24 protein-coding genes are annotated in these 26,438 nt (G+C 54.5%); 20 read left to right on the forward strand and 4 right to left on the reverse strand.

Annotation, left to right across the window (positions count from 1 at the left end; translation table 11 throughout):
• Positions 1-53 precede the first annotated feature (53 nt).
• Positions 54-1,319, forward strand: a complete 1,266-nt coding sequence (locus V6575_RS00960) for an MFS transporter (protein WP_340272116.1) — start codon at positions 54-56, stop codon at positions 1,317-1,319.
• A 468-nt stretch (positions 1,320-1,787) separates the two neighbouring features.
• Complete coding sequence (locus V6575_RS00965; protein ID WP_422785509.1) at positions 1,788-2,753, forward strand: DUF1402 family protein; 966 nt, start codon at positions 1,788-1,790, stop codon at positions 2,751-2,753.
• Between the two features lie 85 nt (positions 2,754-2,838).
• Here V6575_RS00965 and V6575_RS00970 read toward each other — a convergent pair whose 3' ends face one another.
• Positions 2,839-3,513 carry an MBL fold metallo-hydrolase gene (locus V6575_RS00970; RefSeq protein WP_340272117.1) on the reverse strand — a complete coding sequence of 225 codons (675 nt, stop codon included), beginning with the start codon at positions 3,511-3,513 and terminating at the stop codon, positions 2,839-2,841.
• Between the two features lie 168 nt (positions 3,514-3,681).
• Between V6575_RS00970 and V6575_RS00975 the strand changes: the two genes are divergently transcribed.
• The 7 genes from V6575_RS00975 to V6575_RS01005 all read left to right on the forward strand — a co-directional run bounded on the left by V6575_RS00975 (position 3,682) and on the right by V6575_RS01005 (position 9,307).
• Positions 3,682-4,773 carry a DUF1176 domain-containing protein gene (locus V6575_RS00975; RefSeq protein ID WP_340272119.1) on the forward strand — a complete coding sequence of 364 codons (1,092 nt, stop codon included), beginning with the start codon at positions 3,682-3,684 and terminating at the stop codon, positions 4,771-4,773.
• A 221-nt stretch (positions 4,774-4,994) separates the two neighbouring features.
• On the forward strand, positions 4,995-5,663 hold the full coding sequence (locus V6575_RS00980) for a cold-shock protein (RefSeq protein WP_340272120.1): 669 nt from the start codon (positions 4,995-4,997) through the stop codon (positions 5,661-5,663).
• Between the two features lie 28 nt (positions 5,664-5,691).
• Positions 5,692-6,456 carry a GNAT family N-acetyltransferase gene (locus V6575_RS00985; RefSeq protein ID WP_340272121.1) on the forward strand — a complete coding sequence of 255 codons (765 nt, stop codon included), beginning with the start codon at positions 5,692-5,694 and terminating at the stop codon, positions 6,454-6,456.
• Entirely contained in the window at positions 6,453-7,301 is an 849-nt protein-coding gene (locus V6575_RS00990) for a 23S rRNA (adenine(2030)-N(6))-methyltransferase RlmJ (protein WP_340272122.1), read from the forward strand. The genes V6575_RS00985 and V6575_RS00990 overlap by 4 nt, the downstream gene beginning before the upstream one ends.
• A 97-nt stretch (positions 7,302-7,398) precedes the next feature.
• Positions 7,399-7,827 (forward strand): cytoplasmic protein, encoded by a 429-nt coding sequence (locus V6575_RS00995; RefSeq protein WP_340272123.1) that lies wholly within the window; start codon positions 7,399-7,401, stop codon positions 7,825-7,827.
• A gap of 24 nt (positions 7,828-7,851) precedes the next feature.
• The gene (locus V6575_RS01000) at positions 7,852-8,544 is read left to right on the forward strand and encodes a ribonuclease T2 family protein (RefSeq protein ID WP_340272124.1); all 693 of its coding nucleotides are present in this window, start codon (positions 7,852-7,854) and stop codon (positions 8,542-8,544) included.
• Positions 8,545-8,659: 115 nt separating this feature from the next.
• The gene (locus tag V6575_RS01005; RefSeq protein WP_340272125.1) at positions 8,660-9,307 is read left to right on the forward strand and encodes a glutathione S-transferase family protein; all 648 of its coding nucleotides are present in this window, start codon (positions 8,660-8,662) and stop codon (positions 9,305-9,307) included.
• Between the two features lie 84 nt (positions 9,308-9,391).
• Here V6575_RS01005 and V6575_RS01010 read toward each other — a convergent pair whose 3' ends face one another.
• From V6575_RS01010 to V6575_RS01020, 3 genes are all read right to left on the reverse strand, one after another.
• Positions 9,392-12,574, reverse strand: coding sequence for an efflux RND transporter permease subunit (locus V6575_RS01010; protein WP_340272126.1), 3,183 nt, complete (start codon positions 12,572-12,574; stop codon positions 9,392-9,394).
• Between the two features lie 2 nt (positions 12,575-12,576).
• Positions 12,577-14,076 carry an efflux RND transporter periplasmic adaptor subunit gene (locus V6575_RS01015; protein WP_340272127.1) on the reverse strand — a complete coding sequence of 500 codons (1,500 nt, stop codon included), beginning with the start codon at positions 14,074-14,076 and terminating at the stop codon, positions 12,577-12,579.
• Positions 14,077-14,249: 173 nt separating this feature from the next.
• The gene (locus V6575_RS01020; RefSeq protein ID WP_340272128.1) at positions 14,250-14,915 is read right to left on the reverse strand and encodes an outer membrane protein; all 666 of its coding nucleotides are present in this window, start codon (positions 14,913-14,915) and stop codon (positions 14,250-14,252) included.
• Between the two features lie 324 nt (positions 14,916-15,239).
• Here V6575_RS01020 and V6575_RS01025 point away from each other — a divergent pair, with 324 nt between their 5' ends.
• The 11 genes from V6575_RS01025 to V6575_RS01075 all read left to right on the forward strand — a co-directional run bounded on the left by V6575_RS01025 (position 15,240) and on the right by V6575_RS01075 (position 26,319).
• Complete coding sequence (locus tag V6575_RS01025) at positions 15,240-16,241, forward strand: calcium/sodium antiporter (protein ID WP_340272130.1); 1,002 nt, start codon at positions 15,240-15,242, stop codon at positions 16,239-16,241.
• A 53-nt stretch (positions 16,242-16,294) separates the two neighbouring features.
• A complete protein-coding gene (locus V6575_RS01030) occupies positions 16,295-17,050 on the forward strand; it encodes an SDR family oxidoreductase (RefSeq protein WP_340272132.1) in 756 nt (251 codons plus the stop codon).
• A 112-nt stretch (positions 17,051-17,162) separates the two neighbouring features.
• A complete protein-coding gene (uvrC, locus tag V6575_RS01035) occupies positions 17,163-19,160 on the forward strand; it encodes an excinuclease ABC subunit UvrC (protein ID WP_340272702.1) in 1,998 nt (665 codons plus the stop codon).
• Between the two features lie 77 nt (positions 19,161-19,237).
• Positions 19,238-20,443, forward strand: coding sequence for an endonuclease/exonuclease/phosphatase family protein (locus V6575_RS01040; protein WP_340272133.1), 1,206 nt, complete (start codon positions 19,238-19,240; stop codon positions 20,441-20,443).
• A gap of 98 nt (positions 20,444-20,541) precedes the next feature.
• Positions 20,542-21,126, forward strand: coding sequence for a thymidine kinase (locus V6575_RS01045; protein ID WP_340272134.1), 585 nt, complete (start codon positions 20,542-20,544; stop codon positions 21,124-21,126).
• A gap of 281 nt (positions 21,127-21,407) precedes the next feature.
• Positions 21,408-23,069, forward strand: coding sequence for a tetratricopeptide repeat-containing sulfotransferase family protein (locus V6575_RS01050; protein WP_340272135.1), 1,662 nt, complete (start codon positions 21,408-21,410; stop codon positions 23,067-23,069).
• Between the two features lie 89 nt (positions 23,070-23,158).
• Positions 23,159-23,446, forward strand: a complete 288-nt coding sequence (locus V6575_RS01055; protein ID WP_340272136.1) for an HlyU family transcriptional regulator — start codon at positions 23,159-23,161, stop codon at positions 23,444-23,446.
• 119 nt (positions 23,447-23,565) lie between these two features.
• Positions 23,566-24,138 (forward strand): CDP-diacylglycerol--glycerol-3-phosphate 3-phosphatidyltransferase, encoded by a 573-nt coding sequence (pgsA, locus tag V6575_RS01060; protein WP_340272137.1) that lies wholly within the window; start codon positions 23,566-23,568, stop codon positions 24,136-24,138.
• Between the two features lie 43 nt (positions 24,139-24,181).
• Positions 24,182-24,433: a molybdopterin converting factor subunit 1 gene (gene moaD / locus V6575_RS01065; protein WP_340272139.1), complete on the forward strand. Its 252-nt coding sequence runs from the start codon at positions 24,182-24,184 to the stop codon at positions 24,431-24,433.
• A gap of 2 nt (positions 24,434-24,435) precedes the next feature.
• A complete protein-coding gene (locus V6575_RS01070) occupies positions 24,436-24,909 on the forward strand; it encodes a molybdenum cofactor biosynthesis protein MoaE (RefSeq protein WP_340272140.1) in 474 nt (157 codons plus the stop codon).
• A 213-nt stretch (positions 24,910-25,122) separates the two neighbouring features.
• A complete protein-coding gene (locus tag V6575_RS01075; protein WP_340272703.1) occupies positions 25,123-26,319 on the forward strand; it encodes a multidrug effflux MFS transporter in 1,197 nt (398 codons plus the stop codon).
• Positions 26,320-26,438: the final 119 nt, after the last annotated feature.

Here is a 26,438-nt window from a genome sequence, read left to right on the forward strand (position 1 = left end):
TGGCGCCAGCCATTGCCAGCACCCAATGCACATCAATGAAAAGATAGCCAACAGTGTCCGGTTCTCATATTGTCCCCCTGTCGATGAAGAACCTGGCCGCCTATGGCTTGATGGGTTTTCCGCTCGCCTTCGCAGGGTTGCCCGTTTATTTGCATGCACCAGATTTTTACGCCACGGTCCTTGGTCAATCCCTGACGTCGCTGGGACTTGTGTTGCTTGCCCTTCGCATCATCGACGCTGTTCAGGATCCGTTGATTGGCAGCTTAAGCGACCGGTTCCATGGTCAGCGCTCCATCATCCTAGTGCTTGGAGTTATCATGCTGGGCGCAGGTTTCTGGATGATATTTCATCCCCTTGAATCCAACCCACTCACCTGGTTCGCCTCTGCAGTCTTTATCTGCACCACCGGCTTTTCCATTGTCTCCATAAACCTCCAGACCCTTGGCGGCATCTGGAGAGCCAGTCAGAATGATCGAACCAAGATCACCAGCTGGCGGGAGGCATTCGGACTGTTCGGACTGCTAGTGGCAGCCATTAGTCCGACCCTTCTCGGCAGCACGATAAATCCAGCTGAAGGCTTTCATCGACTGACCCTGCTCTATTTGCCAGTCCTGTGCCTGGCTGCATGGCTCCTGCTGCGCTGGATGACCCGGGCCGATCTGCAACAATCAGCGCTCTCTGCAGACGGCCACACCGGCTGGTGTCAACTGTTGAAGTCGCCTTGGAGACGCACATTCTTTGGCATTATCACGCTCAACACATTTGCCAGCGCGATCCCCGCCGTTTTGGTGTTGTTTTTCATCCGTGACCGCCTCGGAGCACCAGAGCAGTCAGGACTTTTTCTGCTGGTCTATTTTTCCGCAGGCATTCTTGCCATGCCGATTTGGCTGCAGCTTTCCAAACGCTTTGGCAAAATGCGCAGCTGGGCCCTGTCCATTGCGCTCGCCATAGCCACGTTCTTCTGGGCAGCCTTCCTGCAAACAGGTCAGGTGGAAGCCTATGCAATCATCTGCGCTCTGTCGGGCCTGGCGCTAGGAGCTGATCTCGCATTGCCACCCTCGATCCTGGCAGATCACATTGCAGCAGATAAACGACAAGCCGAGGCAGGTCGCTTGTTCGCCTGCATGACATTGCTGTCCAAGGGGGCTTTAGCACTTGCCACGGGCTTGGCACTTCCAGTTTTAGGTATCGCAGGGTATCAGCCAGGCATCTTGATGACTGCGGACATGGATATGACACTCAGCCTTGCCTACGCAGCATCCCCTTGCATTTTGAAGATATTGACGTTGATTTGGCTGCTCAGGCAAAACCAGTTTTGATTGCAAGGTGTGAGAAGCCCGGATCAAGTCACGAAAATGTGCTGAAAGTCACAGATCGCAGTTGTGAACGCACCATGATAGACGTCTTGTCAAAATGGTGGTGAAACGACGCATGACACACACGACTCCTGCCGCAGCATTGGCATTCCCGGAACACAGGAAAGCTCCCCATCGCGCAGAAAGAGTGCTGATTGAAGATGAAATCCCCAAGAGCTTTTTGGAGATTGGCATCAACATCTCAAGACAGCTTGCAAGTGCCGTTAGGGGATGTTCTTTTGTGCGCGTAGTTTGGGCAGGATTCGTGTTTGCAGCGGGACTGGCTCGTCGTTCTCGCTGTTGGCCAGCCGCTGGTCATCATATCTGGCAATCACTGATTGGCACAATTAGAACAAGACCTGCAGCTCTGTATAAGGGCTTGGAGTTCGGGCAATGCTAGGAAGAGCTATTTATAAACTGTCGCGCCATGCGATGAGCGCCTTCATGTGCGCAGCTCTCGCAATTACCCTTTTGCCCGGTCCTTTTTCCATTGCCATGTCCAGCTCCGCCTACGCTGCCGGCGTCCGCGCTGTCCCCGAAGGCAATCGTTATCGAAAACAGCCGAAGATTCCTTATGCATCCTCACGGCGAACAGCTGCATCCAAGTCCAACTACGATGCAAAATTCGAAAAGGTTCTCGCCGTTCTGAAACGTGACAAGCGGCTCATTTCATCCATCAAACGCGTGGCCGGACGCTATAATATCGATCCGATCCACATGATCGGTGCAATTGTCGGCGAGCATACTTATAATTACGACACTCTGGACAGCGCGCAGTCCTACTACGTCAAGGCACTGGCCTATGCCGGTATTGATATAAGCTTCGAATATGATGGCGAACATGTCGACACCTTCGTCGAAAGGCCTCAGTTCGACCGCTGTAGAAAGACCAAACAGGGAAACACCAGTGACAAGCGCTGGTCATGCTATGAGCGGATCTGGAACACGCAGTTCCGTGGCAAGCGCGTTGATGGGAAGCGTTTTCCCAAGACTAATTTCAACGAAACATTTTTTCAGCCGCTGTTTTCAGGTCAAAGTTTTGGCCTTGGCCAGCTGAGCCCGCTGACAGTGCTGAAGATGACGGACCGGGTCGCCCGCCAGAGCGGAAACAGAAAGCTGAGTGCTTCCAACGAGGAAGACGTTTACAAGGCGACTATGGACCCGAATGTCTCGCTCCATTACATGGCCGCGGTCATTCAGGATGCCATCGAAGCCTACAAATCGGTTGGCAAAGTTGATATTTCAAATAATCCCGGCCTGACCGCAACCCTCTACAATCTTGGCGATCCATGGAGCCGCGCAGCGAAATACCGCCGCAGTGGAACCGCTTGGCCCAAGGAAAATTACTACGGCTGGCTGGTCAACGACCGGATCGAAGACCTCAGATCCCTGCTCTAATCTGCCGCCTTCTAGAGGCCCGCGGCTGGCCTGAAGCGCATGTCGACATTGCGCTTCAGGCTACAGGACAAGACCGGATTTGCGGCTATTTAAGGAACGGGTTGTTCAACCGTTCCTGCCCGATGGTCGATGCTGGTCCATGGCCGGGCAAAAAAGAAACATCATCGCCGAGCGGCAGCAACTTGTCCTTGATGGAAGCAATAAGCGTTTCGGCATCTCCACCAGGCAGATCCGTTCGCCCGACAGAGCCAGCAAACAAGACGTCACCTGAAATCGCCAAACGCAATTCCCGGTCGAAGAAAACGACATGCCCAGGAGCATGACCAGGGCAATGAAGCACTTCGAAAGTCCGCCCAGCCATTTCCAGAGTATCGCCTTCCACCAGCCACCGATCAGGATCGACGGGCTTGGCATCCGAAAGACCGAATTGCAGCGCCTGGTCCTTGACCCGCTCAATCAACATCCGATCCGCTTCATGTGGCCCTTCGACGGGCACTTTAAGGCTCTCAGCCAGATCAGCGGCACCGCCAATGTGATCAAGATGCCCATGGGTCAGCACGATTTTCTCGACGACGACTTCGTATTCCGCAATCGCCTTGAGGATCAACGGCACGTCGCCACCAGGATCTACAACCGCTCCCCGCTTGGTCTTCGGGTTCCAGACAAGTGAACAATTTTGCTGGAAAGACGTAACCGGAATCACCACTATCTGGATGGGCGGAAGGTCAGTTTCATGATTGGCTTGATTGGTTTCGGACAAGATACAGGCTCCGTGTGCCCCAATGGAACTGAGGACAAGACAAATGCTGGGCAAATGCGACCGGACGAACGCTTTATCGTCTGGCATCGCTTCACCTTCGGTGACACTTTTCGTACAAGAAGATACGCTTGCTGAACAGTGGCAGGACCAAACAGGCTGTAAACACCCATGAAGCTAACGCTGATCCGGATCCTGATCGCCACCGCCCTTGCCTGGGCAGCACCGGCAACTGCGACGTCGAAAACGCGTATTGACGCACCGACTTTCGGAAAATGGTCTCTCGGGTGCAGCAATTCCGGTCTGTGCTTTACGTCGACGTTTATTCGTGACCAATCGACATGGCTCGATCTTCGCATCGTGCGGGATTGGCCTGCTGCAGCAGGCCCCTTACTGCGCATGACTGCAAATGCTCCTCTCGACAGCGATGGCACAATACAGTTCCGCGTTGATGGCGTTGCAGTTGAAGCCCTGCCTGTGACCCAGCTGCGCGAAATACAAAGTTCAATTCCCGTGCCCGATGGCTTTCGTCCTTTGGGAGGCGCTGGCTTTTGGTATCCATCCGGACCTGCAACGGTCACAATGCTGAATGCCATGGCCAAAGGAGCAACGCTCGCCATCGACCTTCCAATCGACGGCAGCATCGTTACAACGGCAATCCCGCTTGAGGGTATTCGCTTGGCCCTGAATTGGCTCGACGACCGTCAGAACCGCGCAAAAACGGTTACAGCGATTGCCAACCCCGGGACCGAGCCCGCCCAAGACGCCCCCCACGCAATTCCTGTTTTATCGCCAGATTCACTGCCTCCTGCGGTCCTTGCAGCCTGGAACACAAATAAACTTTGCTCTGGAATTGACCCTGCCATTTTCGCCAGCCTCGACGCAGTTGCCGCCCCAATGGCCAGCAATTCGACGCTCTACATTCTTCCATGTGGAGCACCGAGTGCCTACAACACGCCCTATGTTGCAATACAGTCGCTCAATGGCGGAACCGCGCGCCAACTCTACCTCGCGCGCATGTCAGAGCAGGGCCCTCTGGCCACAGACCTGATCTATAATGCCAAGTGGAATACCAAAACCAACGAGCTGGACGGCCTGTTCAAAGGGTCAGGCGTTGCCGACTGCGGAACATGGAGTCGCTGGACCTGGACCGGAGCGACCTTCGTCCTGAAGCAAGAACTAACCCGCCAAAAGTGTGACGGTCAAGAGACACCTATCAGTGATTGGTCAAGCTCATGGCCTATCAAAACGACAGACAAATAGCTCTTTTACCTAGGATTAACTTGCGATTTTGCCATTCTCAGCTTTATTATGCTCACGCAGCGGACTGGATCGGGGGACAGCAACCTTGTTTCAACCCAATCCCGAAAGTGTAGACAGACACGGCAGTGGTGTCTGACGGGAGCTCCTCGCAAAAATTTGCGAGTTAAGTCAATGGGTTACGTGTCTTTAAGCGTTTGACACACAGTTGGGGTGATTTAGTAATGCACGATGGCGATTCGGACCGGCGCTCACGGCGGCGCGGTGGCAAACGAGAGTTTGGCGGTCCTGAGGACTTCGGCAGCGATTTCAGCGGCGGTGATTTTGGTGGCGGTTTCGGCGGCGGTCGTGACGGTGGTTACGGTGGCGGCCGTGACGGCGGTTACGGTGGTGGTCGTGATGGCGGATACGGCGGCGGCAATCGTGAAGGCGGCGGCGACCGGTTTGGCGCAAATCGCAGCGGCGGTTACGGCGGTGCAAGCCGTGAAGGCGGCGGCGACAGATTCGGTGCAAACCGAGAAGGTGGTGGAGACCGGTTCGGCGCAAATCGCAGTGGCGGTTACGGCGGTGGCAATCGTGAAGGTGGCGGCGACAGGTTCGGTGCCAACCGCAGCGGCGGCGAAGGGTCTCGCTCTCAGTCAACAGATGCTCCCGCAGAACGCGGCCCACGTCAGGACGGAACTGTAAAGTTCTTCAAATCTGACAAGGGCTTCGGCTTTGTAACGCCGGATTCCGGTGAAGCTGATGTCTTCGTGCACATCTCGGCAGTTGAACGCTCCGGCCTGACGACACTCGAAAGCGGACAGCGGGTTTCGTTCGAAACGGAGCCTGATCGTCGCGGCAAGGGACCAAAAGCTGTTGATCTGAAAGAGCTTCCCGAAGGCAGCGCATAGGCAGCATCTGAACGCTATGCAGGTTAGAATGTCATCCAGCGCATTCTACAAGCAGGGCTTCAAACCAAGACGTCAAGACGGCGGCCAATCGGCCGTCGTCTTCTGTTTTTATCAGGTGAAATACGTGATTTGGGTTAAGAGGCGTGAGGCTAAGCCAGATCTCGAAGTGCAAAGCTACAAAGCAGCGACATCCTGCCCCCCGTATTCGAGTCATCCCTTGATGACCTTCACCAAACCTCTTTTCCGGAACCTGATCCGCACAATGGCAAACGCAACTCCCTCGACCCCAACTGCTCATATTCGCCCGGTTCAAACGACGGACTTGCCGCAACTTCTGAACATGAACAATGCAGCTGTCCCCGCAGTGAATACATTGTCCCTCGATGAACTCACGAAGCTGACAACGGATGCACTTGCCTGTCTTGTTGCAGAAGTCGGGGGCCAGCCGGCAGGGTTCCTGCTATGCCTTGCAGAAGGCACAAATTACGACAGCCGCAACTACGCTTGGCTCACGGGCAAGTTGGAACGGTTTGCCTACACTGACAGGATCTGCATTGCAGAAGGTGCCCGCGGCCAGCGTCTTGGGGAAGCCCTCTATGCAACTCTCTTTGATCATCCCAACATCAAGGGCAGACCCTATGCATGCGAGGTGAACACAAGGCCGCCAAACCCTGGTTCCCTGCGATTCCACAAACGTCTTGGGTTTTCCGAAATCGGCGAACAGGACAATGGCGACAAAGCCGTCGTCTTCTTAAAGCGCGAGCCGTCAAAAATTAAAGGAACATCGTCATGAACTACCGCCATGCCTATCATGCAGGCAACATCGGCGATGTGCTCAAGCACGCAGTCTTCTCCCGCCTAATTCTCTATTTTCAGCGCAAGGACAAACCTTTTCGCATCATAGACACCCATGCGGGCATTGGCGGCTATGATCTGACATCTGAAGAGACTCAGAAAACCGGCGAATATCGAGATGGCATCGCCAAAGTCCTCGACGCTGCTATTCCCGAAGACGTTGATGCCATTCTATCCCCTTGGTTGAACCTTATTCGGCAAGAAAATCCAACCGGAAAACTGGCTCACTATCCCGGTTCCCCGCTGCTGGCGCGCAAGCTCATGCGGTCAATCGACCGATTGACGCTGACAGAACTGCACCCGGCTGACTTTGAGACCCTGGCAAAATGTTTTGCCGGTGATCATCAGGTCAAAACCATTCATCTGGATGGCTGGCTGGCTCTTGGCAGTTTTCTGCCACCGAAGGAAAAACGCGGCCTTGTCATGATAGACCCGGCTTTTGAGCAGGCGTATGAGTTTGATCGTATGGCCGAAGCCATCATCAAGGGCTGGCGCAAATTCACCACCGGAACATATGCCTGCTGGTATCCGCTCAAGGACAGACGCGGATTGGCCGATTTCCATAACGCGCTCCGGGAAGCTGGCGTAAAAGACGTTTTGACCCTGGAACTCAAGATCGGCAAAAGCGGTCCAGATACCATCATGCTCGGTTCGGGAATGACCATTATCAATCCGCCTTTCACGCTGGCAGATGAAATGCAAATCGTCTTGCCCTGGCTCGCCGATACACTCCACAAAGGCCATGGATCCGGTTGGTCCATCGATCAACTGATCTCTGAATAGTAGACTTGCACGTCCAGTCGATGGCCTAACGGCTTGACGGGGAGCATCTGCTCCCCCATCGTCTGACGAATTATTCAACTGGCTCGGAGAGATGACCGTGACTCAATTTCGCATTGCCAATTTCGCCATTTCTGCGTTGTTTCTCAGCGCCGCATTTCTGATTGGCCCCGTTTCCGCTTCTGAAACAAACGACTCCCGCCTGCCCGCATGCACGTCGGGTTCCGTTCAGTCTGCAGTCTCAGGCGCACTGGCACGAGCTGAGGCCTACTACGCCGTCCACCGCACCGTTACCGGCATTGATGACATCCGGGAAATAAATGGCCGTGACGATGGTGTCAGTCCACTTGCCCGCCGGTTCTGCACCGGTACCGCAACACTGACTGATGGAACCCAACAGACGGTTCACTACAAGCTTGTCGAACATGCTGGATTTGTAGGCGTAAGTTGGAAGGTTGACGCCTGTATTTCCTCTCTCGACGAATGGCACATCTACGGCGCACATTGCAGCACCACCATGCCGCGTTGAAACTCAAGTTATCGGTAGTCACTCATGATACGCTCCGGTCTCGGCACTGCGTTGCCTCAGGGTCTTATCAAACTGGGTTTGTCACTGGCGATAGGCCTTGCCGGTCTCACAGCGCTTTATCTTCCCGTGGCGAAGGCCGGTGGAACCTCTGGTGACTTTGACTATTACGTTTTGTCGCTCTCATGGTCGCCAACCTATTGCAAGGCAAAGGGACGAAATGCAGACCCATTACAGTGTCGTGCATCCAAGCCTCATAGGTTTGTTGTCCATGGCCTCTGGCCGCAATATGAGCGTGGCTGGCCAGACTTCTGCCGAACACGGGAAAACGGCCCGAGCCGGCACACGGTGACAGATATTCTGGATATCATGCCAAGCAGAAGCCTGGCTGCTCATCAATGGCGTAAACACGGGACTTGCTCAGGTCTGGATCCACAGGATTACTTCGATAAAACCCGCGCCGCCTTTAACAAAATACACATTCCTGCCGCCTTTAGCAGCTTGAATAGAACAGGGCGGATCGCACCTGATGCGGTTGAAAAAGCCTTCCGATTGGCAAATCCGGGTCTGCACGATTCAGCCATGGCCGTCACATGTTCCAAGGGTGATCTGAAGGAAGTCAAAATTTGCCTGACCAAAGACTTGAAGTTCCGCACGTGTCGCGCAGTCGACCGGTCTGGCTGCAGGGCCAGCAAGATCTCTGTGTCACCGCCGAAATAAACGGATTTTAGGTCCACACTTACCCCTCGCTTCTGGCAACATCTCTCACCCAATATCTAGAAACCTTCAATTGGTCTCCAGAACCCTCTGGACCAGACATTACAAGGGTCTCAACATGCTTGTTCTCCGCTCATCTCCCGCTTCACCGTTTGGCCGCAAGGCGAAACTGGCTGCAACCATTCTCGGCTTGAAAGACCAGATCACGGTCGAGGCAACCAACACAGCGTCTCCGGAAGACAGCATTCGCCAGCAGAACCCTCTCGGTAAAATTCCTGCTCTGATCCTAGAAGACGGCAGTGCTCTCTACGACAGCCGGGTGATCGTGGAATATCTGGACCATATGGCCGGTGGCGCCAAAATTTTTCCAACAGGAGCCGCTCGCTTCCGCGTGCTGACCATGCAGGCGCTCGCAGATGGCATGATGGATGCGGGTATTTCGCAAGTCTATGAAAGCCGTTTCCGTCCCAAGGAATTCCGTTTCAAGGACTGGACAGACTATCAGTCGGCCAAGGTCTCCCGTGCCCTCAACATGCTGGAAGCAACACCTCCAGCAAACCTCAAGACCCAGGACGACGCGGACGCAGGGAGCATCGCACTGGCCTGTGCTCTTGGCTATCTGGACCTGCGCTTCGGCGGAGAATGGCGCGCAAACTATCCAAAACTGGTCGCCTGGCTCGACACCTTTGAAGCCGCCGTTCCGTCCTATGCAGCAACACGTGTTGACCCTGCTCCAATCCCGGACAAGGAAAGCCCGCTCCGCTAATCAAGCGAAGCACTTTGAAACACGACGCGTCCAGACGGAGCTTGCATCGCTCAGTCTGGACGCGCTCCGGTTACTCTAACTGGCTCACGCGCTGCCCAGCGCTTTTCTGCGCTTCATTCCGTGCCGTGCCAGCCTCCTGCCGGAACGCAGGAAACCACCGAAGTCATGCTGGATTGCAAGCAGCGCGGGGGTGACCAGAATGACCACAAACAAGCCAAACCCCAAACCATAAGCCAGCGTAATTACCGTTGGCATCAGGAACTGAGCCTGTCGGCTGGTCTCGAACAACAGCGGTGCCAGACCAAACACGGTTGTTGCACTGGTCAGAACGACCGGGCGCAGACGATCTGAGACACCATCAACCAGCGCCTGTCGAAACGGCCTATCTCCGGCATACTCATCAATTGTTGTCACAAGCACGATGCTGTCATTGATGATGATCCCCGCCATCCCGATAAATCCGATGATGGAAAACATGCTCAACGGCAACTGATGCCAATGATGCCCCCAGATCATACCGATCAGGCCAAAAGGTATGATGAGCATGATGATCATAGGTCGCGTCCAGGACGCAAAGATCCAGCACAGGGTCAGATAAATTCCGCCAAGGCAAAATGCAAAGGCAATCACCGCATCAGACAGGAAGTCCTGCTCCTGCTCGGCTAGCCCAGACAACTCGCTTTTAACGTCATATCTGGCCGTCACTTCAGGCAACAACACATCTCGCAGCATGGAGATGACACGATCGGCTGCAACCGGATCATCCTCGGAAATATCGCCGGTCACGCTAAGCGTCTGCAGGCCATTTTCCCGCCGCACCGAGGCAAAGCCAAAGCTGCTTTCAACGTCGACAATTTCGCTCAGGGACACATAGGCCCCCGTCGGAGATTTCAGCCGCGTATCATAAACGAAAGCCGCATCCGTCTCGTCCTCGGGCAAGTTCACCTTGACCGTGGCCGTTCGGCGGCCGACCGGGAACTCGGCCACTTTAATGCCTTCCAGGCGGTCTCTGAGCACACTGGCGACTTGATCCGTGGTGAAGCCCAGCGCCTCGCCTTTCGGAGTAAGTTTCAGGCTCAACTCCGCCTTGTCATAGGGCAGAGTGTCTTCCAGAGCACTGACGCCCGGCATGGCCCCAAGCGCCTGTTTCAGATACTCGGACGCTTCCTTGAGCTCAGACGTTGAAGAGCCATACAGCCTGACATCAATAGCATCGCCGCCAGGGCCAGATCGACCACCGCGCAGGGCAAGGGTCTCCAACAGCGGCCCTCTGCGAATTTCCTTCTGCCAATCGCCAATAAACCGAAAGGCGGAATAAGGCCTCAGATCCGGATCAATCAACTCAATAGACAACCCGCCAAGCTGGTCTTCATCCTTGGTATCTGCCCCACTCAGAGAGCGCCAGCCCGCATTGGCTCCAACGGTCGCAAGAGCAAAGGAAACCGGCGTACGGCCGTATTTTTCACCATAGCGCTGATCAACTTCATCGAGTGCCCGTTCCATTTCGGCCAGCATGGCTTTGGTGTCCTCCCGGCTCGCGCCGGGCATCATCGCGATATTGGCGTTGATGACATTGCGCTCAGGCGCATTGAAGAACCGCCACCGCACAGTACCGTCAAAAAACAGACTGGCGGAGATCAGCAGGATCATCACCGCAACGCCCATCACCGGGTACCGGAAGACGATGACAGACTTGATGAAAGGGCGGAACAAGCTGCGCTTGAACCGCGAGAAGCCTTTGTTAAAGGCCCTGTTAGGCCAATCGTACCATTTTGGCTTCTGATCCGCAGCCAAAGCATGCCGCATATGAGCGGGCAAGATCAGGAAGGATTCCACCAGACTTGCGACCAGCACCAATCCCACTGTGAACGGAATATCTGCAATCAACTCGCCAAAGCGCCCACCAATCGCCAGAAGCCCGGAGAATGCAATGATCGTGGTGATAGATGCTGACAGCACCGGCGCTGCCATGCGCTTTGCAGACAAGATCGCCGCATCCGTCGGGCTGTATCCCTTGCGCGCCAGAAAATCGGCATGCTCCCCCACGACGATGGCGTCATCAACGACGATGCCAAGGCAGATAATCAGGGCAAAGAGGGAGAACATGTTCAACGTAATGCCGAACACATACATCAGCGCAATCGTCGCTGCCATGGCGACCGGAATACCTGCGGCCACCCAAAAGGCCGTGCGAGACGACAGGAAAAGAAACAAAAACCCAACCACCAGGGCAAGGCCGAATATCCCGTTCTCGACCAGAATATTCAACCGGTCGACGATGTTCTTCGCCCGGGTTTGGGTCAACTGGACAACAACGCCCTTAGGCAACTCCGCCTGAACATCCGCGACAATGGCTTCAACAATGCGCTGAATTTCAATCGTATCGCCTGCGGCATCACGATCAACGCGCAAAAGCACGGCCGGCAAGCCCTTATGAGAGTAAGACTTGCCGCTTTCCGGTCCCTCAGTGACGATGCTGGCAACAGACCGCAGCTCAAGCTTCTCACCATCCGCAGGCGAGCGCAGGACGATTTCACCCAGCGCCTGCTCAGACCGCCGGGTCTGGCCTGTGCGCAGTCTTGCTGCCCCTCCGGCTACATCGCCTGCAGGGGTCGTTTCCATCTCGGATTCAACGACCTCTGCGATGTCCCGAAGGGACAGGTTATGCCGAATGAGCATCGCCTCAGAGGCATTGATACGAACAACCGGATTGGAGATGCCTGTGATGCTGACACGGGTCACCCCAGCACGAAACAACGCGGACTGCAGGTCTTCGGCGTATCGCGAAAGCTGGTCCGGATCGACCGGCCCATAAATCACGACATTGGTCACCCGATCACGAAATGCCCTGCGCACAACGGTCGGCTCGTCGACGTCTGCTGGCAAGCTTGAGCGGGCCTGGTCCACAGCTGCCTTTACGTCGTCAACAGCCTGGCCCATATCCCAGCCAGCCTCGAATTCAAGCGTCATCGTGGCACTGCCCTCACGGGCAAGGGAGCTGCCTTCTTCCACACCTTCGACCGCCAACAACGATGGCCCCAAAAGCTCCACAACAGACAGATCCATGTCTCGTGGCCCAGCTCCGGGCCAAGACACCGTCACAGTCACGCTTTCATGGATGATATCCGGGAAATACTGCGTCCGGATTTTCAGCCCCGCAGCAATGCCACCCAGCAACATTAAGGCAAGCAGCAAATTCGCGGCAGTCCGGTGACGAACCATATAGTCAAAAACGGATGAAAATTTGGAAGGGGTCGACAGTTTCATGACTAACTCCGCTCGCCTCCTCGCTGCCCGCCGCTTTCAAGACGGTCCACCAGCTTGGCAGAGACTTCCGGCTGCTTCAGCAGATCCAGCAACTGCGCCTTGCGATCCTCGGGTATCCGGCTTTTGTTCAGGCGTGCAATCAAGGCATCCCGGCGTGCAGGCTCAAGCACAACCAGATCCTCAGCCACCTCGGGTAAAGGCTTTTCGCTGCCCAGAGCAGGCGCAGTGGCATCTTCATCTACGAGCCGTGGGGTCACTTTCAAACCAGCCCCCAAATGAGGCAGTCGTTCCCGAACATAGACGCGCCCGAATGGTACATCGGCCACAACAAGCTCGTCCCCCATGCGCCGGAGTACACGCACTCTCGCATCCTCCAGCCGGTCATCATCGCCAACCACCAGGATGCGACCATCTTCGCTGGCAGCCGATGCCGGTATGACAACGACATTGTCCAGGGCCGGTTCTTCAAGCTTCACTGTAACGAAGTCACCCGGCCGCAGGGCTGTATCCGGGGAAACATCCAGAGATGCATACAGGCTGCGTCCGGCTTCACCTGCAGCCACGACAGCAGCAGCCCTGTCCAAGGTTCCCGGGATCGAGATGGTGCGTTCGCCCAAATCCAGTTCAGCAACAATCGGCACTTGAATGAGACTGCCATTTTCATCCAGAAACCGCGAGAACTGACCGGTCGACACGGAAAAGCGAACTTCCAGTGCGGTCGGATCGATCAGAACGGCAAGAGTTTCGCTCGGCGTAACCCTGCGTCCTAGTGTGCCGTTCACCTGATCCAGTGTGCCGGCGAAAGGAGCCGTGATCGTCGTTTCTTCCAGCGTCCGCTTGGCATCTTCAACTGAGATCTGCGCACGCTCGACCACCAGCTCCATGCGCTCGATCTTCTTTCGCGCCGTGATGGCAGATTGCAGACGGTTGGACATGGCTTGTTCCAGTGCAGCAAGAGACAATTGTTCCTGCTCCACCTGCACCATTGTGGAGTAGCCTTTCTCGCGCAGCTGAAGCTGTCGATCCAAAGCCTGACGGCGCAGAACCTGCTGTTTGCGTGCCGCATCCAGTTCCTGTTCAGCAACAACGATGGCTTCATCGGCTTCAGCTTTCTGCGCTTCCGCATCAGCGAGCCCAGCCTGTGCATCCAAAAGCCCGGATTGAGCATCTGCAGGATCAATCCGGACGAGCAACTCACCACCAAGAACTGAAGCTCCATCGCGAAACTTGGAGGCGACGCCAACCAAAAGCCCTTCGGAACTTGCCCGGATTTCAAGGCTGCGCCAGCTTTCAATTTGCCCATAGGCCGTTGTGACAGGCGTGACAGTCTCAGCCACCAGCCCGGCGGCATTGACCGCATAAGTGCGCTCACTGACTGGAGAACGACGGCTGGCCTCCTCCTTGTTCATCGCAACATAAACACGATAAACTCCGTAGCTGATCGTTGACGCCATAATTGCCAAAAGCAAAAGACCGACCAACCCCCGTGTCAGGAACCGCATCCCATTCTCCCTCAAGTCTCGACGCTCCAGCTTAATAAATAAGCTGCGTGTAATCATTGATCAATTTCTACCATCGCACTGCAGAAATTTGCGGAAAAACATGTAACCAGTTGTAACAAAAAAGCCCGATGCGATGCACCGGGCCAATCATTTTTCACGTCAGAAGCTACAAATCAGAATTTGTAGCTAATGCCCGCCCTGAGAAGGTTGTCATCAAGATCGGATTTATAGCGCGTTCCGCCAATGTCAAACGTCTGCGATCCAAAGTCCTGATGCACATATTCAAGACGCGCAGTCACATTCTGGGTGATCGCACCTTCTACACCCGCGCCAGCTGTCCAGCCGACCGCTGTTGCACTGTCCTTGGCGCCATTGGCCTTGAAGTTCAGGTCTGCAATCGCAAGACCGCCCGTTCCATAAACCAGGAACCGGTCGAAGGTGTAGCCAAGTCGGCCACGAATGCTGGAATTCCAGGATGAGCTGGTTTCAGTCGTAACACCGCCAGCTGTCGCCGTATCATCCAGGTCGGAAAACTGAAAATCAGCTTCTGCACCCACGAGGACATTCGGCATTGCCATAAAGTTATACCCAGCGTGAATACCGCCCTGAATGCCATTGCCGTCCGTATCCGGGGCATTCGAATTATCAAAATCTCCCCAACCCCAGCCGATATTACCACCGACATAGGCTCCACCCCAATCAAAGCGGGCAGCAGAAACCGGATCATTGTAGAATGTCGGTGCCGGGTCCGCCGGCTGCGGAAGGTCAGCCGCAAGAACGGGCGCAACGAAGCTGGAAACAGCCACTGCGGTCAAACCTGCAAATGCAAGACGCTTCATATCATGTTACTCCAGATGAACTTATCCCGAATGAAATGCAGACGGCCATATGGCTCATCCCCATTCTCACCCCGAAGTCTGTATGCCAGACGTTTGTGGCCGTTAAGGTCAGCAATTGGGGAGTCTTTAGGGCGAATTAAGGTCATTGTTCGACAGGGTGAATGAAGCGTAAACAAGTGGGGCAATCCGCATTTCTGATAGAAACATAACTTGTAGGCCGCTTTCGCCGTACCAATCTATTGCGTATAAGGCGCCAGCCACCACGTACACATCGACCAATCGAGATGATTCTCGTTTAACACCAACCCTGACCGGATCCCTTAGATGCTGTTTGACTATGTAAGCCTCGCAGGTGGCCTCGTCGTGTTGATCATCGCCGGTGATATTCTCGTCAGAGGATCCGTTGGCGTGGCACAGCGTCTTGGCATTCCGAACCTTGTGATTGGTCTTACAATTGTTGCATTCGGCACATCCGCTCCCGAATTGGTGATTTCGCTGAAAGCCGCCACGGAAGGCGCAGGTGGCATTGCAATCGGAAATGTCGTTGGGTCGAACATCGCAAATGTGCTGCTCGTACTGGGCATGCCAGCCATGATCGCGGCCACACCTTGCGGTGAGGATGGTGCAACGAAAAACGCGATCTTCATGTTCGCTGTATCGATCATTTTCGTAATCCTTTGCTTTTTCTCTCCCTTGGGTCTCATCAGCAGCCTGATCTTGCTCGCATTGCTGGCCGTCTTTCTGGGTGATTCCGCTTTGTCAGCCCTCAAGCACCGGAAAGAAAAAAAGGCCTCAGACTTTGCCGCGGCGAAAATCGCTGAAGAAGAAGGCAATGAAGGTCTGGAAGACGTCGAAGGTGTTCCGGACGCCATGGCGGTTGCCGGTGTTTACATTGTCCTTGGCCTGATCGGACTACCACTCGGTGCGCACTTCACGATTGAAGGCGCAACCTCTGTTGCCCAGGATTGGGGTGTCAGTGATGCCGTGATTGCTCTGACCGTGATTGCGCTTGGGACTTCTTTGCCTGAACTGGCAACAACCGTCATGGCCGCCGTTCGCCAGCACGGCGCGGTTGCCATCGGCAACGTCATCGGTTCCAATATCTTCAATCTCGTGGCAATCATGGGCATCACCACAGCGGTCGTCCCCGTCGATGTTCCTGCAGAAATCCTGAAGTTCGACATTTGGGTCATGCTCGCTTGCGCCATGCTCCTGCTGGGTCTGGCAGCGCGCCGGGTCTGTCTGGGCAGGGTTTCTGGTTTCGTGCTGTTTTCGTCCTACTGCCTTTATATCTTTGCCGTTTATTGGTTCAGCCCAACGATCTGATACACGGTTTGGCGCGTATTCATGTCATCCTTAGAACAGCACTGGACGACATCATGACTGGCAGGGCCACAACAGCAATAATCACCGGAGCATCAAGTCGCCTTGGAGATGCCCTCGCCCGTGATCTCAGCGCCCATGGCTGGCAACTGATCCTTCATGCCAACGCCAACAAGACCAAGGCAGATCAGCTTGCACAAGAGCTTCCAACAAGCTCTGCGGTGATCACCTCCGATCTGACAAACCCTGATGACCTGGCCAGCTTCATAGATCGGGCGTCTGTGCCATACGGCCTGCCAGATATCTTGATCAACAATGCATCGATCTTCGAAGATGATGGCATCGGAAGCCTCGATCCAGCCCTCTTTGATGCCCATTTTGCCATTCACACAAAAGCCCCTCTTTTCCTGTCCAATGACATGGCAACGCGGCTTGCGGCGGACAAGAGAGCAATGATTGTCAATGTCATCGATCAGCGGGTCTGGAAGCTGACACCCCAAGCCATGAGCTACACTTTGTCAAAGTCGGCGCTTTGGTCCGCGACGCAGGTTTTGGCACAGGCGCTTGCCCCGCGCATTCGCGTCAACGCCATCGGGCCCGGACCAAGTTTCAAGAACGAGCGCCAAAGTCAGGAAGAATTTGACAAGCAGACCGGTGCGGTTCCCTTGGGCAGAGGCCCGAATCCAGACTCATTCGGACGCACCGTTCGCTATCTATGGGACAGCCCATCTGTGACCGGTCAAATGATCGCTCTGGACGGCGGGCAACATTTGGCCTGGCAAACACCGGATGTGATCGGCGTCGGGGAATGATTGCGGTAGAAGAAAATCTGTTAGACTAGCCAACACTCACACCTACACCCGCACTGGGATAAACGGCGCACAGCCGGAATGATTGATGCAAGACAGCTCCACACCAGAACACATGACCTCAGACCCAGCGGACACGCAGGCACCAGCAGCCCCTCCTGTGCCCAAGGGCGTGGAGGTGATTGCTGATCAGGTCAAGCGTCTGCCCATGGGGCCCGGCGTCTATCGCATGTTCGATGAAAATGGCGATGTGCTCTATGTCGGCAAAGCGCGCAGCCTGAAAAAACGGGTCACCAGTTACACCCGGTTGCAGGGACAGTCGAACCGCATCATGCGCATGATCATGTCAACGGCTGCCATGGAATTCGTGGTTACGGAGACCGAGGCCGAAGCCCTCTTGCTGGAAGCCAACCTGATCAAGCGACTGCGCCCACGTTTCAACGTGCTGTTGCGGGACGACAAATCCTTTCCCTACATCCTGATTGCTGGCGACCACGCCTCACCGGCCATTAACAAGCATCGCGGCGCTCGGAAGCGCAAAGGCGATTACTTCGGCCCCTTTGCATCAGCTGGCGCGGTAGATCGCACGATCAATGCTCTGCAGAAGGCCTTCTTGATCCGGAACTGTTCGGACAGCTACTACGAGAACCGCTCTCGCCCATGTCTTCTGTATCAAATCAAGCGATGCTCAGGCCCCTGTACAGGAGAGATAGGCGCAGAGGACTATGCTGGCCTCGTCAGCGAAGCCAAGGCTTTCCTGTCAGGCCGCAGCCAGCTTGTGAAAAAGCAACTGGCCCAGCAGATGGAAGCCGCCTCTGAATCCCTCGACTTCGAACGCGCGGCCATTTACCGAGATCGACTGGCGTCCTTGTCTCATACCCAGGCCCATCAAGGTATCAATCCGCAAACGGTTGAAGAGGCCGATGTCTTTGCCATCCATCAGGAAGGCGGCCAGACCTGTGTGCAGGTGTTCTTCTTCCGAACCGGACAAAACTGGGGCAACCGCGCTTATTTCCCGAAGGCCGACAAGACAATTGAAGAACCTGCCGTTCTGGAGAGTTTCCTGGCCCAGTTTTATGATGAACGACCTGCGCCCAGAATGATCCTTCTGTCCCACGAAATTGAGGATCAGGCATTGCTCGCCGAAGCGCTCGGGCAGCGCGCCGAACGCAAGGTTGAAGTGGCCACACCCAAACGCGGAGAAAAGAAAGAGCTGGTAGACAATGCTCTGACCAATGCGCGCGAAGCACTTGGCCGCCGTCTTGCCGAAACATCCAGCCAGGCGCGCTTGCTCAAAGGTGTCGCAGAAGCATTCGATCTACCGGCGCCGCCGCGCCGTATCGAGGTCTACGATAACTCCCACATCATGGGCACAAATGCTGTTGGCGGCATGATCGTCGCGAGCGAAGAAGGCTTCGCCAAAGGCCACTATCGCAAGTTCAACATCAAGTCAGAAGACCTCGTGCCGGGCGATGACTACGGCATGATGCGGGAAGTCATGACACGGCGGTTCTCCCGTTTGATGAAGGAACACCCGCGCGAAATTGCGCCGCAGACGGCACCTCCACCTGCGCCAGAACACAGCACTGGCGGTCCGAACCCCGGCGAACCAGCAATCCTCAGCGAAAACATCAGTAATGCCCCACCAATTCCATCAGATATTCCAGCCTGGCCGGACCTTGTTCTGATTGATGGCGGGAAAGGCCAGCTTACTGCCGTACGCGAGACACTGGAAGAACTTGGGCTGACCGACGTTCCCCTTGTCGGCATAGCCAAAGGCCCGGACAGAGACGCTGGCCGTGAAAAATTCTTCATCACCGGCAAGCAAGCCTTCATGTTGCCAGAACGCGATCCTGTTCTCTACTTCGTGCAGCGCTTGCGAGACGAAGCCCACCGCTTTGCCATCGGCTCTCACCGCGCACGGCGCAAGAAAGACATCACCAAAAATCCACTCGACGATATCGCGGGTGTCGGGCCGACACGAAAACGCGCCTTGCTGCGCCACTTCGGAACCGCAAAAGCTGTCTCCAAGGCAGGCATGGAAGACTTGTCTACCGTACCGGGCATCTCAGCCGCGATTGCCAAACTCGTCTACGATCATTTCCACGAGTAGGCAGACAGACACATCCCCAAGTGCTAGGAAATGCTGCAGAGCAAAATCCAGCTATTCCCGGAAGAACACCCGATCTGATGTCGCATTCCTCTCCTCCCGATGAGACTGGCCAGCAGACACCTTCTGCCGGCAACCCAAGACAACAGCCACTGCTGTCTCGATGGATTTCTCTTAGCGGATGGATGGGCCTCATTGGCGGAATTGCCGTCAGCCTGCTCGCCCTCTCCGCATTTATTGCGCCGAATTTTTGGTTCACCGACAATATGAGTTTCTTCCAGCGTCAGTTTCTGGGAGCTGGGATTTGCGGTTTTATCGGTGGGCTTGCAGGGCTCACAGTTCCACACCGTTTGCCGCTGCTTTATCGCAAGATCCTCGTGGTTTTACTGGTTTTTCTGGTGACCGTCGGTGGCCTGATGATGGCCCGTATCGCCACAGTGTCCAAGCCCATGGATGAGACGCAACACTTGAATGAGCCCGGCCGGAAATCCATTCGCGTCGTCTCAATCAATCTGGAACGTCTGTTCCTCGCTGACGGCGGGTTGGCGTCATATCTGGCAGAGGTCCGGCCCGATGTCATCATTGTGGAAGAAGTTGCCTGGCGCTGGCAGGAAGAACGCCGACGTCGGCAGTTGGACAATACCCAGCTGACAGGCTATCGCGCTTACCCGTCCCAACTCGCGGTCGGCGAACTCGGCGATATTGCCATTTTCTCACGATTTCCAATTCTCCGTAATGAACCCATTCTGGTCCCAGGCGAAGCTGAGGGGACTTCTGAGGCCGCGCGCGAGATCATGTCTTTGACGCTCGACGTTGATGGAACGCCTCTCAATCTCCTCGCCGTCCATCCCGCCAGCCCAAGATCCAAGCCTCGCTGGCAAGATCGTCAGACATATTTGCAAACGCTCACCAGTGAAGTCAGCCGACTTCAGAAAACGGAAACCAACAACACACTGGTGATTGGAGACTGGAACCTGTCTCCCTGGTCCGGACATTTTCTGAAGTTTTTAACAGACCAGAACATGTCCACCGCCTTTCCGGGTGGGTTCCCCCAGACCACACGGTTCTTCTTTGACTACCGCTTGCATTGGCTTTTGGGGGCCGTCGTTGATCACTTCGCGGTCTCACCCGGTATCGATATCCTGAACGTAAGCCTTGGACCAGACATCAGGTCTGATCATCTGCCTCTTGTTGTCGATCTGGCACTCAGCGATACAACGAAGGCTCCAGTGATCCAGCCTGAGAGCGAAGCTGGGCGCGCATCAGGCAATACATCGGGAAACTAACCCTTGCATAAGTCGTGTTTCCCAATTGAGCCGGCTCACCCCCGTGTGAACAATCGCCCCAACATAATTGGCGATTCTGGATCGACGACAAAAGCACAATGGCAAAGTTATATTTCAACTACTCCTCCATGAATGCAGGCAAATCAACAGTCTTGCTGCAAGCTGCCTACAACTATGAAGAACGGGGAATGAACAGCCTCCTTCTGATTGCGGCCTTCGACGACCGCGCAGGCAAGGGCAGGATCGCTTCGCGCATCGGCCTTGGAGCAGACGCTGATATCTTTGGATCGGGAGACAATCTGTTTGCCCATGTTGAGGCAAAACGCGCGGTCCGTGAAATCCATGCCATCTTTATTGATGAAGCTCAGTTCTTGAGTGAAGAACAGGTCTGGCAGCTCGCCCGCGTAGCCGACAAACTGCGCATTCCTGTTATGTGTTTCGGCCTTCGCACCGATTTTCAAGGCAAGTTGTTTCCAGGGTCAGCAGCCCTTTTGGCCTTGGCCGACAATCTCAGGGAAATCAAGACAATCTGCTGGTGTGGACGCAAGGCCACTATGGTCGCACGAATGGATGCAGCCGGAAACGTCGTCAACGAAGGTGCCCAGGTCGTGATAGGAGGAGATGAAACCTATGTTTCATTATGCCGAAGCCACTGGTCTGACAGAAGGCTAAAGGCTGACTAGGGGCGCCCCTTCTGCAACCACTGGCGGCTGTGATGGCGAACTAATCACATATTCGTAAGCGTATCAAACATGTCGCGAGACAGCATGGTATTGCCGAATGATTATTTGTTACAAAACAAATACTTAGCCAGAAAATTAAAGTATGGCAGGTACGCCCCGTTACAACTTGCCCCAATTTCGCCGAATTTCAGCCCAAGTTACGACATTTTGTAAACCTTTAAGTTTACCTAACGAATTTGTGGTCGCGACCTCACTGTGCTCCACCAGAAAATGGCTAACCCATGATCACCAACGTGACACGTCTCGCGCAGGATGCGCTTGCGCATCAGCATGCCGGCCGCATTGATGTAGCCCTTGCAATGTTTGCTGAAGTAATCAGCCACGAACCACGCCATCCTCAAGCCAATTTTTCTCTTGGAATAGCGGCGTATCAATCTGGCGAAATTGACGTGGCTGTTGGCTATCTGCAGACCGCATCGAGCACGGCCCGCAAGCACCCTCAGGTTCATCAGCTGCTGGGACTGGCTCTGCTCAATACCGGCAACTATTCCGGTGCGAGAACAGCACTTCAGAAGGCGGTGGCACTAGCACCACGAACTGCTGATTTCCATGCACATCTTGGAGACCTTTACCGCCTCCAGCACAAACCGGGCCTGTCTCGTCAAAGTTTCGAGCGAGCTCTTCGGCTGGATCCCGAAAACGGATATGGCCTGCTGGGCATAGGGCAACTTGAAATATCACTGGGCAACATCGACGAAGCTGTTAAATGGTTCGAAAAAGCCATTTCCGCCGGAAAGGAGCTTCCTTCCGTGCTCCATCGTCTGGCCTTTGCCCAAACTCATACTGAGGCACCACCCGCACTCAACCAGATCGAAAACCTGATCGCTGAAGACATTCCCAGAGCAAAACCTGATCTGGCCGAACTGCATTGGGCGGCAGGCAAAATATATCACGACCTTGGCGACAGCCAGCACGCCTCAGATCACTATCGCAAGGCTCGCCGCCTGCGATATGACCCATTCGATCAGGCTGCCCATGAAGATCGCCTGGCCTTCATGAAACAGGTCTTTAACAAAGACTATTTCGCAGCCAGACAAGGCATCAGCGACCCATCAGAGCGGCCGATTTTCATATTCGGCATGCCTCGATCCGGCACCACGCTTGTTGAACAGATCTTTGCCCGGCACACTGAAATTGCAAGCGGTGGCGAGCTTGAGTATTTTCGCCAGACCCAACACACCCTAGGCCTGATGGGGCCACCTAGCGCGGCGTTGGAGCGTCAGTTGACAGAGATGGACGCAGCTGAATTCAAACTCCTGGCACGCGACTATCTGAAAACCATCAGCGCAATCGACAAGCGAGCACGCCGGGTCACCGACAAGATGCCGCATAATTTCGAAATGCTGTGGTTGATGTCCCTGATCTTCCCGAAGGCGACTTTCGTCCATTGCGTTCGCTCACCAGCCGACACATGCATCTCCCTGCTGTCCCATGCACTCTCGCCTGCGCATAATTATTGCCGCACACAGGAAAGCGTCGGCGCATACTTCCAATCCTATGACAGCTTGATGAAGCATTGGTATTCAGTACTGCCTGTGCGACTGCACACTCTAACCTATGAGACACTGGTCCATAATCAGGAAGGTGAAAGCCGGCGCCTCATCGAAGAAGCCGATCTTGAATGGCAGAACCAATGCATGGAGTTCTACAACGGCGACACCCCTGTCACGACATTCTCGGACATGCAGGTCCGCCGCCCAATGTACAGTTCGTCCATTGGCCGCTGGAAACGCCACAAAGATGTTCTGACGAGAATGCTCGATGCCCTCGGCCCCTTGGCCCCTGAAGACGCAGACCTGACAACAGCCGCTTTGAAGCAAGATCGCCCATTTTCCATGCCGGACACGGCAAATGACCAGATCCGTTCAGTTAAAACGGGCTGAAAACAGCACTGCTGCTTGAAGGCGATAGCCCGAACGCGATAGACCATATGGAGAGAAGATCACTTTAGGTGCACGGAAGGAATTGCAGCATGCTTGGCAAACTGTTCAAGGGGCTTTTTGGCTCATCCAATGAGACAATAAAATCCACAGCCTCCGCAGCAGTGCTTTATGATGGTTATGAAATCATCTCTGATCCACGTCAGATCGGCGGTCAGTGGCAAATTGCAGGGCGGATCGAAAAAGAAGATGCCGGCGAGCGCAAAGTTCATATGTTTATTCGAGCTGATACCCTTCCCAATGCAGATGAAGCCTCGGAGCATATGGTCCGGAAAGCAAAATTGCTGATCGACCAACAAGGAAGCAAAATTTTCGAATAGCCCTACATGGCATTTCGAAAATCTGATGCCTGCAAGCCTTAAGCGCCGTTGACACCCAATTGGCCCCATGCTTGTGTCCGCTCTATCAAGACGTGACATCTCCGAGTTCGAAAGCACACATGAAACGCAACGTTGCTCTCAGCCTGCCAAACCTCCTCACTTACGGACGTATTGCAGCAGTCCCGGCGGTCTCTTTTTGCTTTTACTTTGAAGGCGACATGGCCCGCTGGATTGCTCTGGGTATTTTTGTTGTCGCCGCGATCACAGACTTTTTCGATGGCTATCTCGCACGCGCATGGCAACAGCAATCTGCACTCGGCCGCATGCTCGATCCCATTGCAGATAAGCTGCTGGTGTCCGTTTCCCTGTTAATGCTAGCGGCCTACGGAACCATCGGCGGCTGGTCTCTTGTGGCTGCGATCATTATCCTTTGCCGTGAAATCCTGGTATCAGGCTTGCGGGAATTCCTGGCTGAACTTCAAGTCAGCGTACCCGTCACACAGCTCGCAAAATGGAAAACCACATTTCAGCTTGTCGCAATTGCCTTGCTTTTGGTTGGACCTGCTGGAGAGGCCGTCTTGCCAGGAACAGTGCTTGCTGGCCTGATTGCGCTCTGGCTCGCAGCTATACTCACCCTGTATACTGGGTATGATTATTTTCGGGCAGGCATCGGCCACCTGATAGAGGAATGACCAACTGTCTTTTGTTCAACATCTCGTTTAGAGGGCTGCTTCCTTGAATATCCGCTATTTTGCCTGGGTTCGCGAAAAGGTAGGCATTGAAGAGGAAACTCTGGATCTGCCTGACTCTGTCAAAACGGTGGCGGACCTCATTGCTTTGCTCAAGACGATTGATGATCGCCACGCAGCAGCCTTTGAAGAAGAAGAAGCGATCCGCGTTGCGCTGGATCAGATGCATGTCGAGCATGATGAAGTTCTTGGCACCGCAACCGAAGCTGCCTTCTTTCCCCCTATGACAGGCGGATAAGAATGAGCACGAAATCGCCGATCTCGCCCACAGTGCGGGTCCAGTCCGAAGATTTTGACCCGGGACTTGAAGGACAACGGCTCACCGCAGGACGAAAAGACGTCGGTGCACTTGTCTCCTTCACCGGACTGTGCCGCGATGAATCTGGCCGCCTATCAGCTCTTGAGCTGGAACATTACCCTGGAATGGCCGAGGCGGAGTTGACCCGCATTGCAGAAGAGGCTTGTAGACGATGGCCATTGACCGGGCTGACCGTTATTCACCGCTTCGGCAAGATTACCCCCGGAAACAATATCGTGCTGGTGATCGCAGCCTCGTCCCACCGCCGAGCCTCTTTTGAGGCTGCAGACTTTCTGATGGACTACCTGAAGACACGAGCCCCGTTCTGGAAAAAGGAACACTTGGCTTCAGGACAAGACGATGGCTGGGTCAAGGCAAAAAACGCTGACGATGAAGCCATGAAACGCTGGACTTGACGCCAACCTTGAGCGAAAGTGCACTCCGCAGTGCATTTTGAGGTCATAAAACACGAAATCACTCTAAGAATACCCTTTTAAACAACACAACTATTGCGCTAACAGACATAAAATTACAAATGCACAGTGGTTAGCAAAACAATCCCGTTTCGAGGAGGGCTCATGCCCGCACCAAGCTCCCCCAAAGTTCCCGGGACACAGATCTCTCTGGGGATGCCATTCGTAGAATTCGTCGTGATGATTGCAGCATTGATGGCGCTGAACGCGTTAGCGATGGACGTTATGCTGCCAGCGCTGCCTGAAATCGGCACTGCTTTGAACATTGCAAATGAAAATGATCGGCAACAGGTTCTCATTGCCTACTTGATAGGGTTTGGCGGCGCACAACTGTTTTATGGCCCGATCTCGGACTCATACGGACGTCGGAAAATCCTCCTCGGCGGCCTTATGCTTTACGCTCTGGCCAGCATTGCGTCCTTGATGTCCAACACGCTTGACCACCTCCTGTTGGCGCGGCTGGTACAGGGCATTGGCTGTGCCGCAACGCGCGTCATCGCCGTGTCTGTCGTGCGTGATTGCTACACAGGACGCCAGATGGGCAAAGTCATGTCTCTGGTCATGATGATTTTCATGGCTGTACCTATTGTGGCTCCGTCAATCGGCCAGGCGATCTTGCTGATGTCAAATTGGCACTGGATTTTTTCAATGCTTCTGATCGCTGGCCTTATCATGCTTGTCTGGTGCTGGATCCGCTTGCCCGAGACCTTGCCCCCGTCCGCTCGCGCACCATTCAATGTCAAAAACATCCTGCAAGCCTACATTAAGTCGATAACTACAAGAGTCAGCCTAGGCTACATGCTGGCGACGACCTTTGTCTTTGGCGGACTGTTTTCCTTCATCACCATGTCCCAGCAAATATTCGTCGATGTTTTTGACCTTGGCGTCTATTTCCCAGTCGTTTTTGCCGGGATAGCCATCGCCATGTCTGTGTCCTCGTTTCTAAACTCAAGATTGGTTGAAGCCATCGGCATGCGCCGTTTGTCACATACAGCAACACTGGCATACACAGCCTGCGGCATTGTGCTTTTGACGCTAGCTACATTGGGTGTCGAAAACCTCGTTATCTTCACAATACTGGCGGCTCTTCTCATGGCCTGCTTCGGCTTCATAGGGGCAAACTTCAACACGATGGCAATGGAACCACTCGGAGAAATCGCAGGCACCGCCTCATCTGTCATCGGGTTCGTCACAACACTTGGTGGCGCGATGCTTGGCTATGTCATGGGACAATACTTCGATGGTACGATCCAGCCACTTGGCTTCGCCTTTGCCATTTATGGACTATGCGCCCTAGCCTGTATTTTGGTCGCCGAAAAAGGCAACCTTTTCAAAGCACAACACGGAAAATGATACAAAATCCCTTGCACGCTGCAAGACCAGGTGCAGCCCTAAATTATTGAGGTTCAACCGGTCCAAGGCCAATACGAAAAAGGGTCAAAACCTGTCGGTTTTGACCCTTTTCTCAATCT

Origin of the sequence: Roseibium algae, from assembly GCF_037783265.1 — a bacterium.
GTDB lineage: Bacteria > Pseudomonadota > Alphaproteobacteria > Rhizobiales > Stappiaceae > Roseibium > Roseibium algae.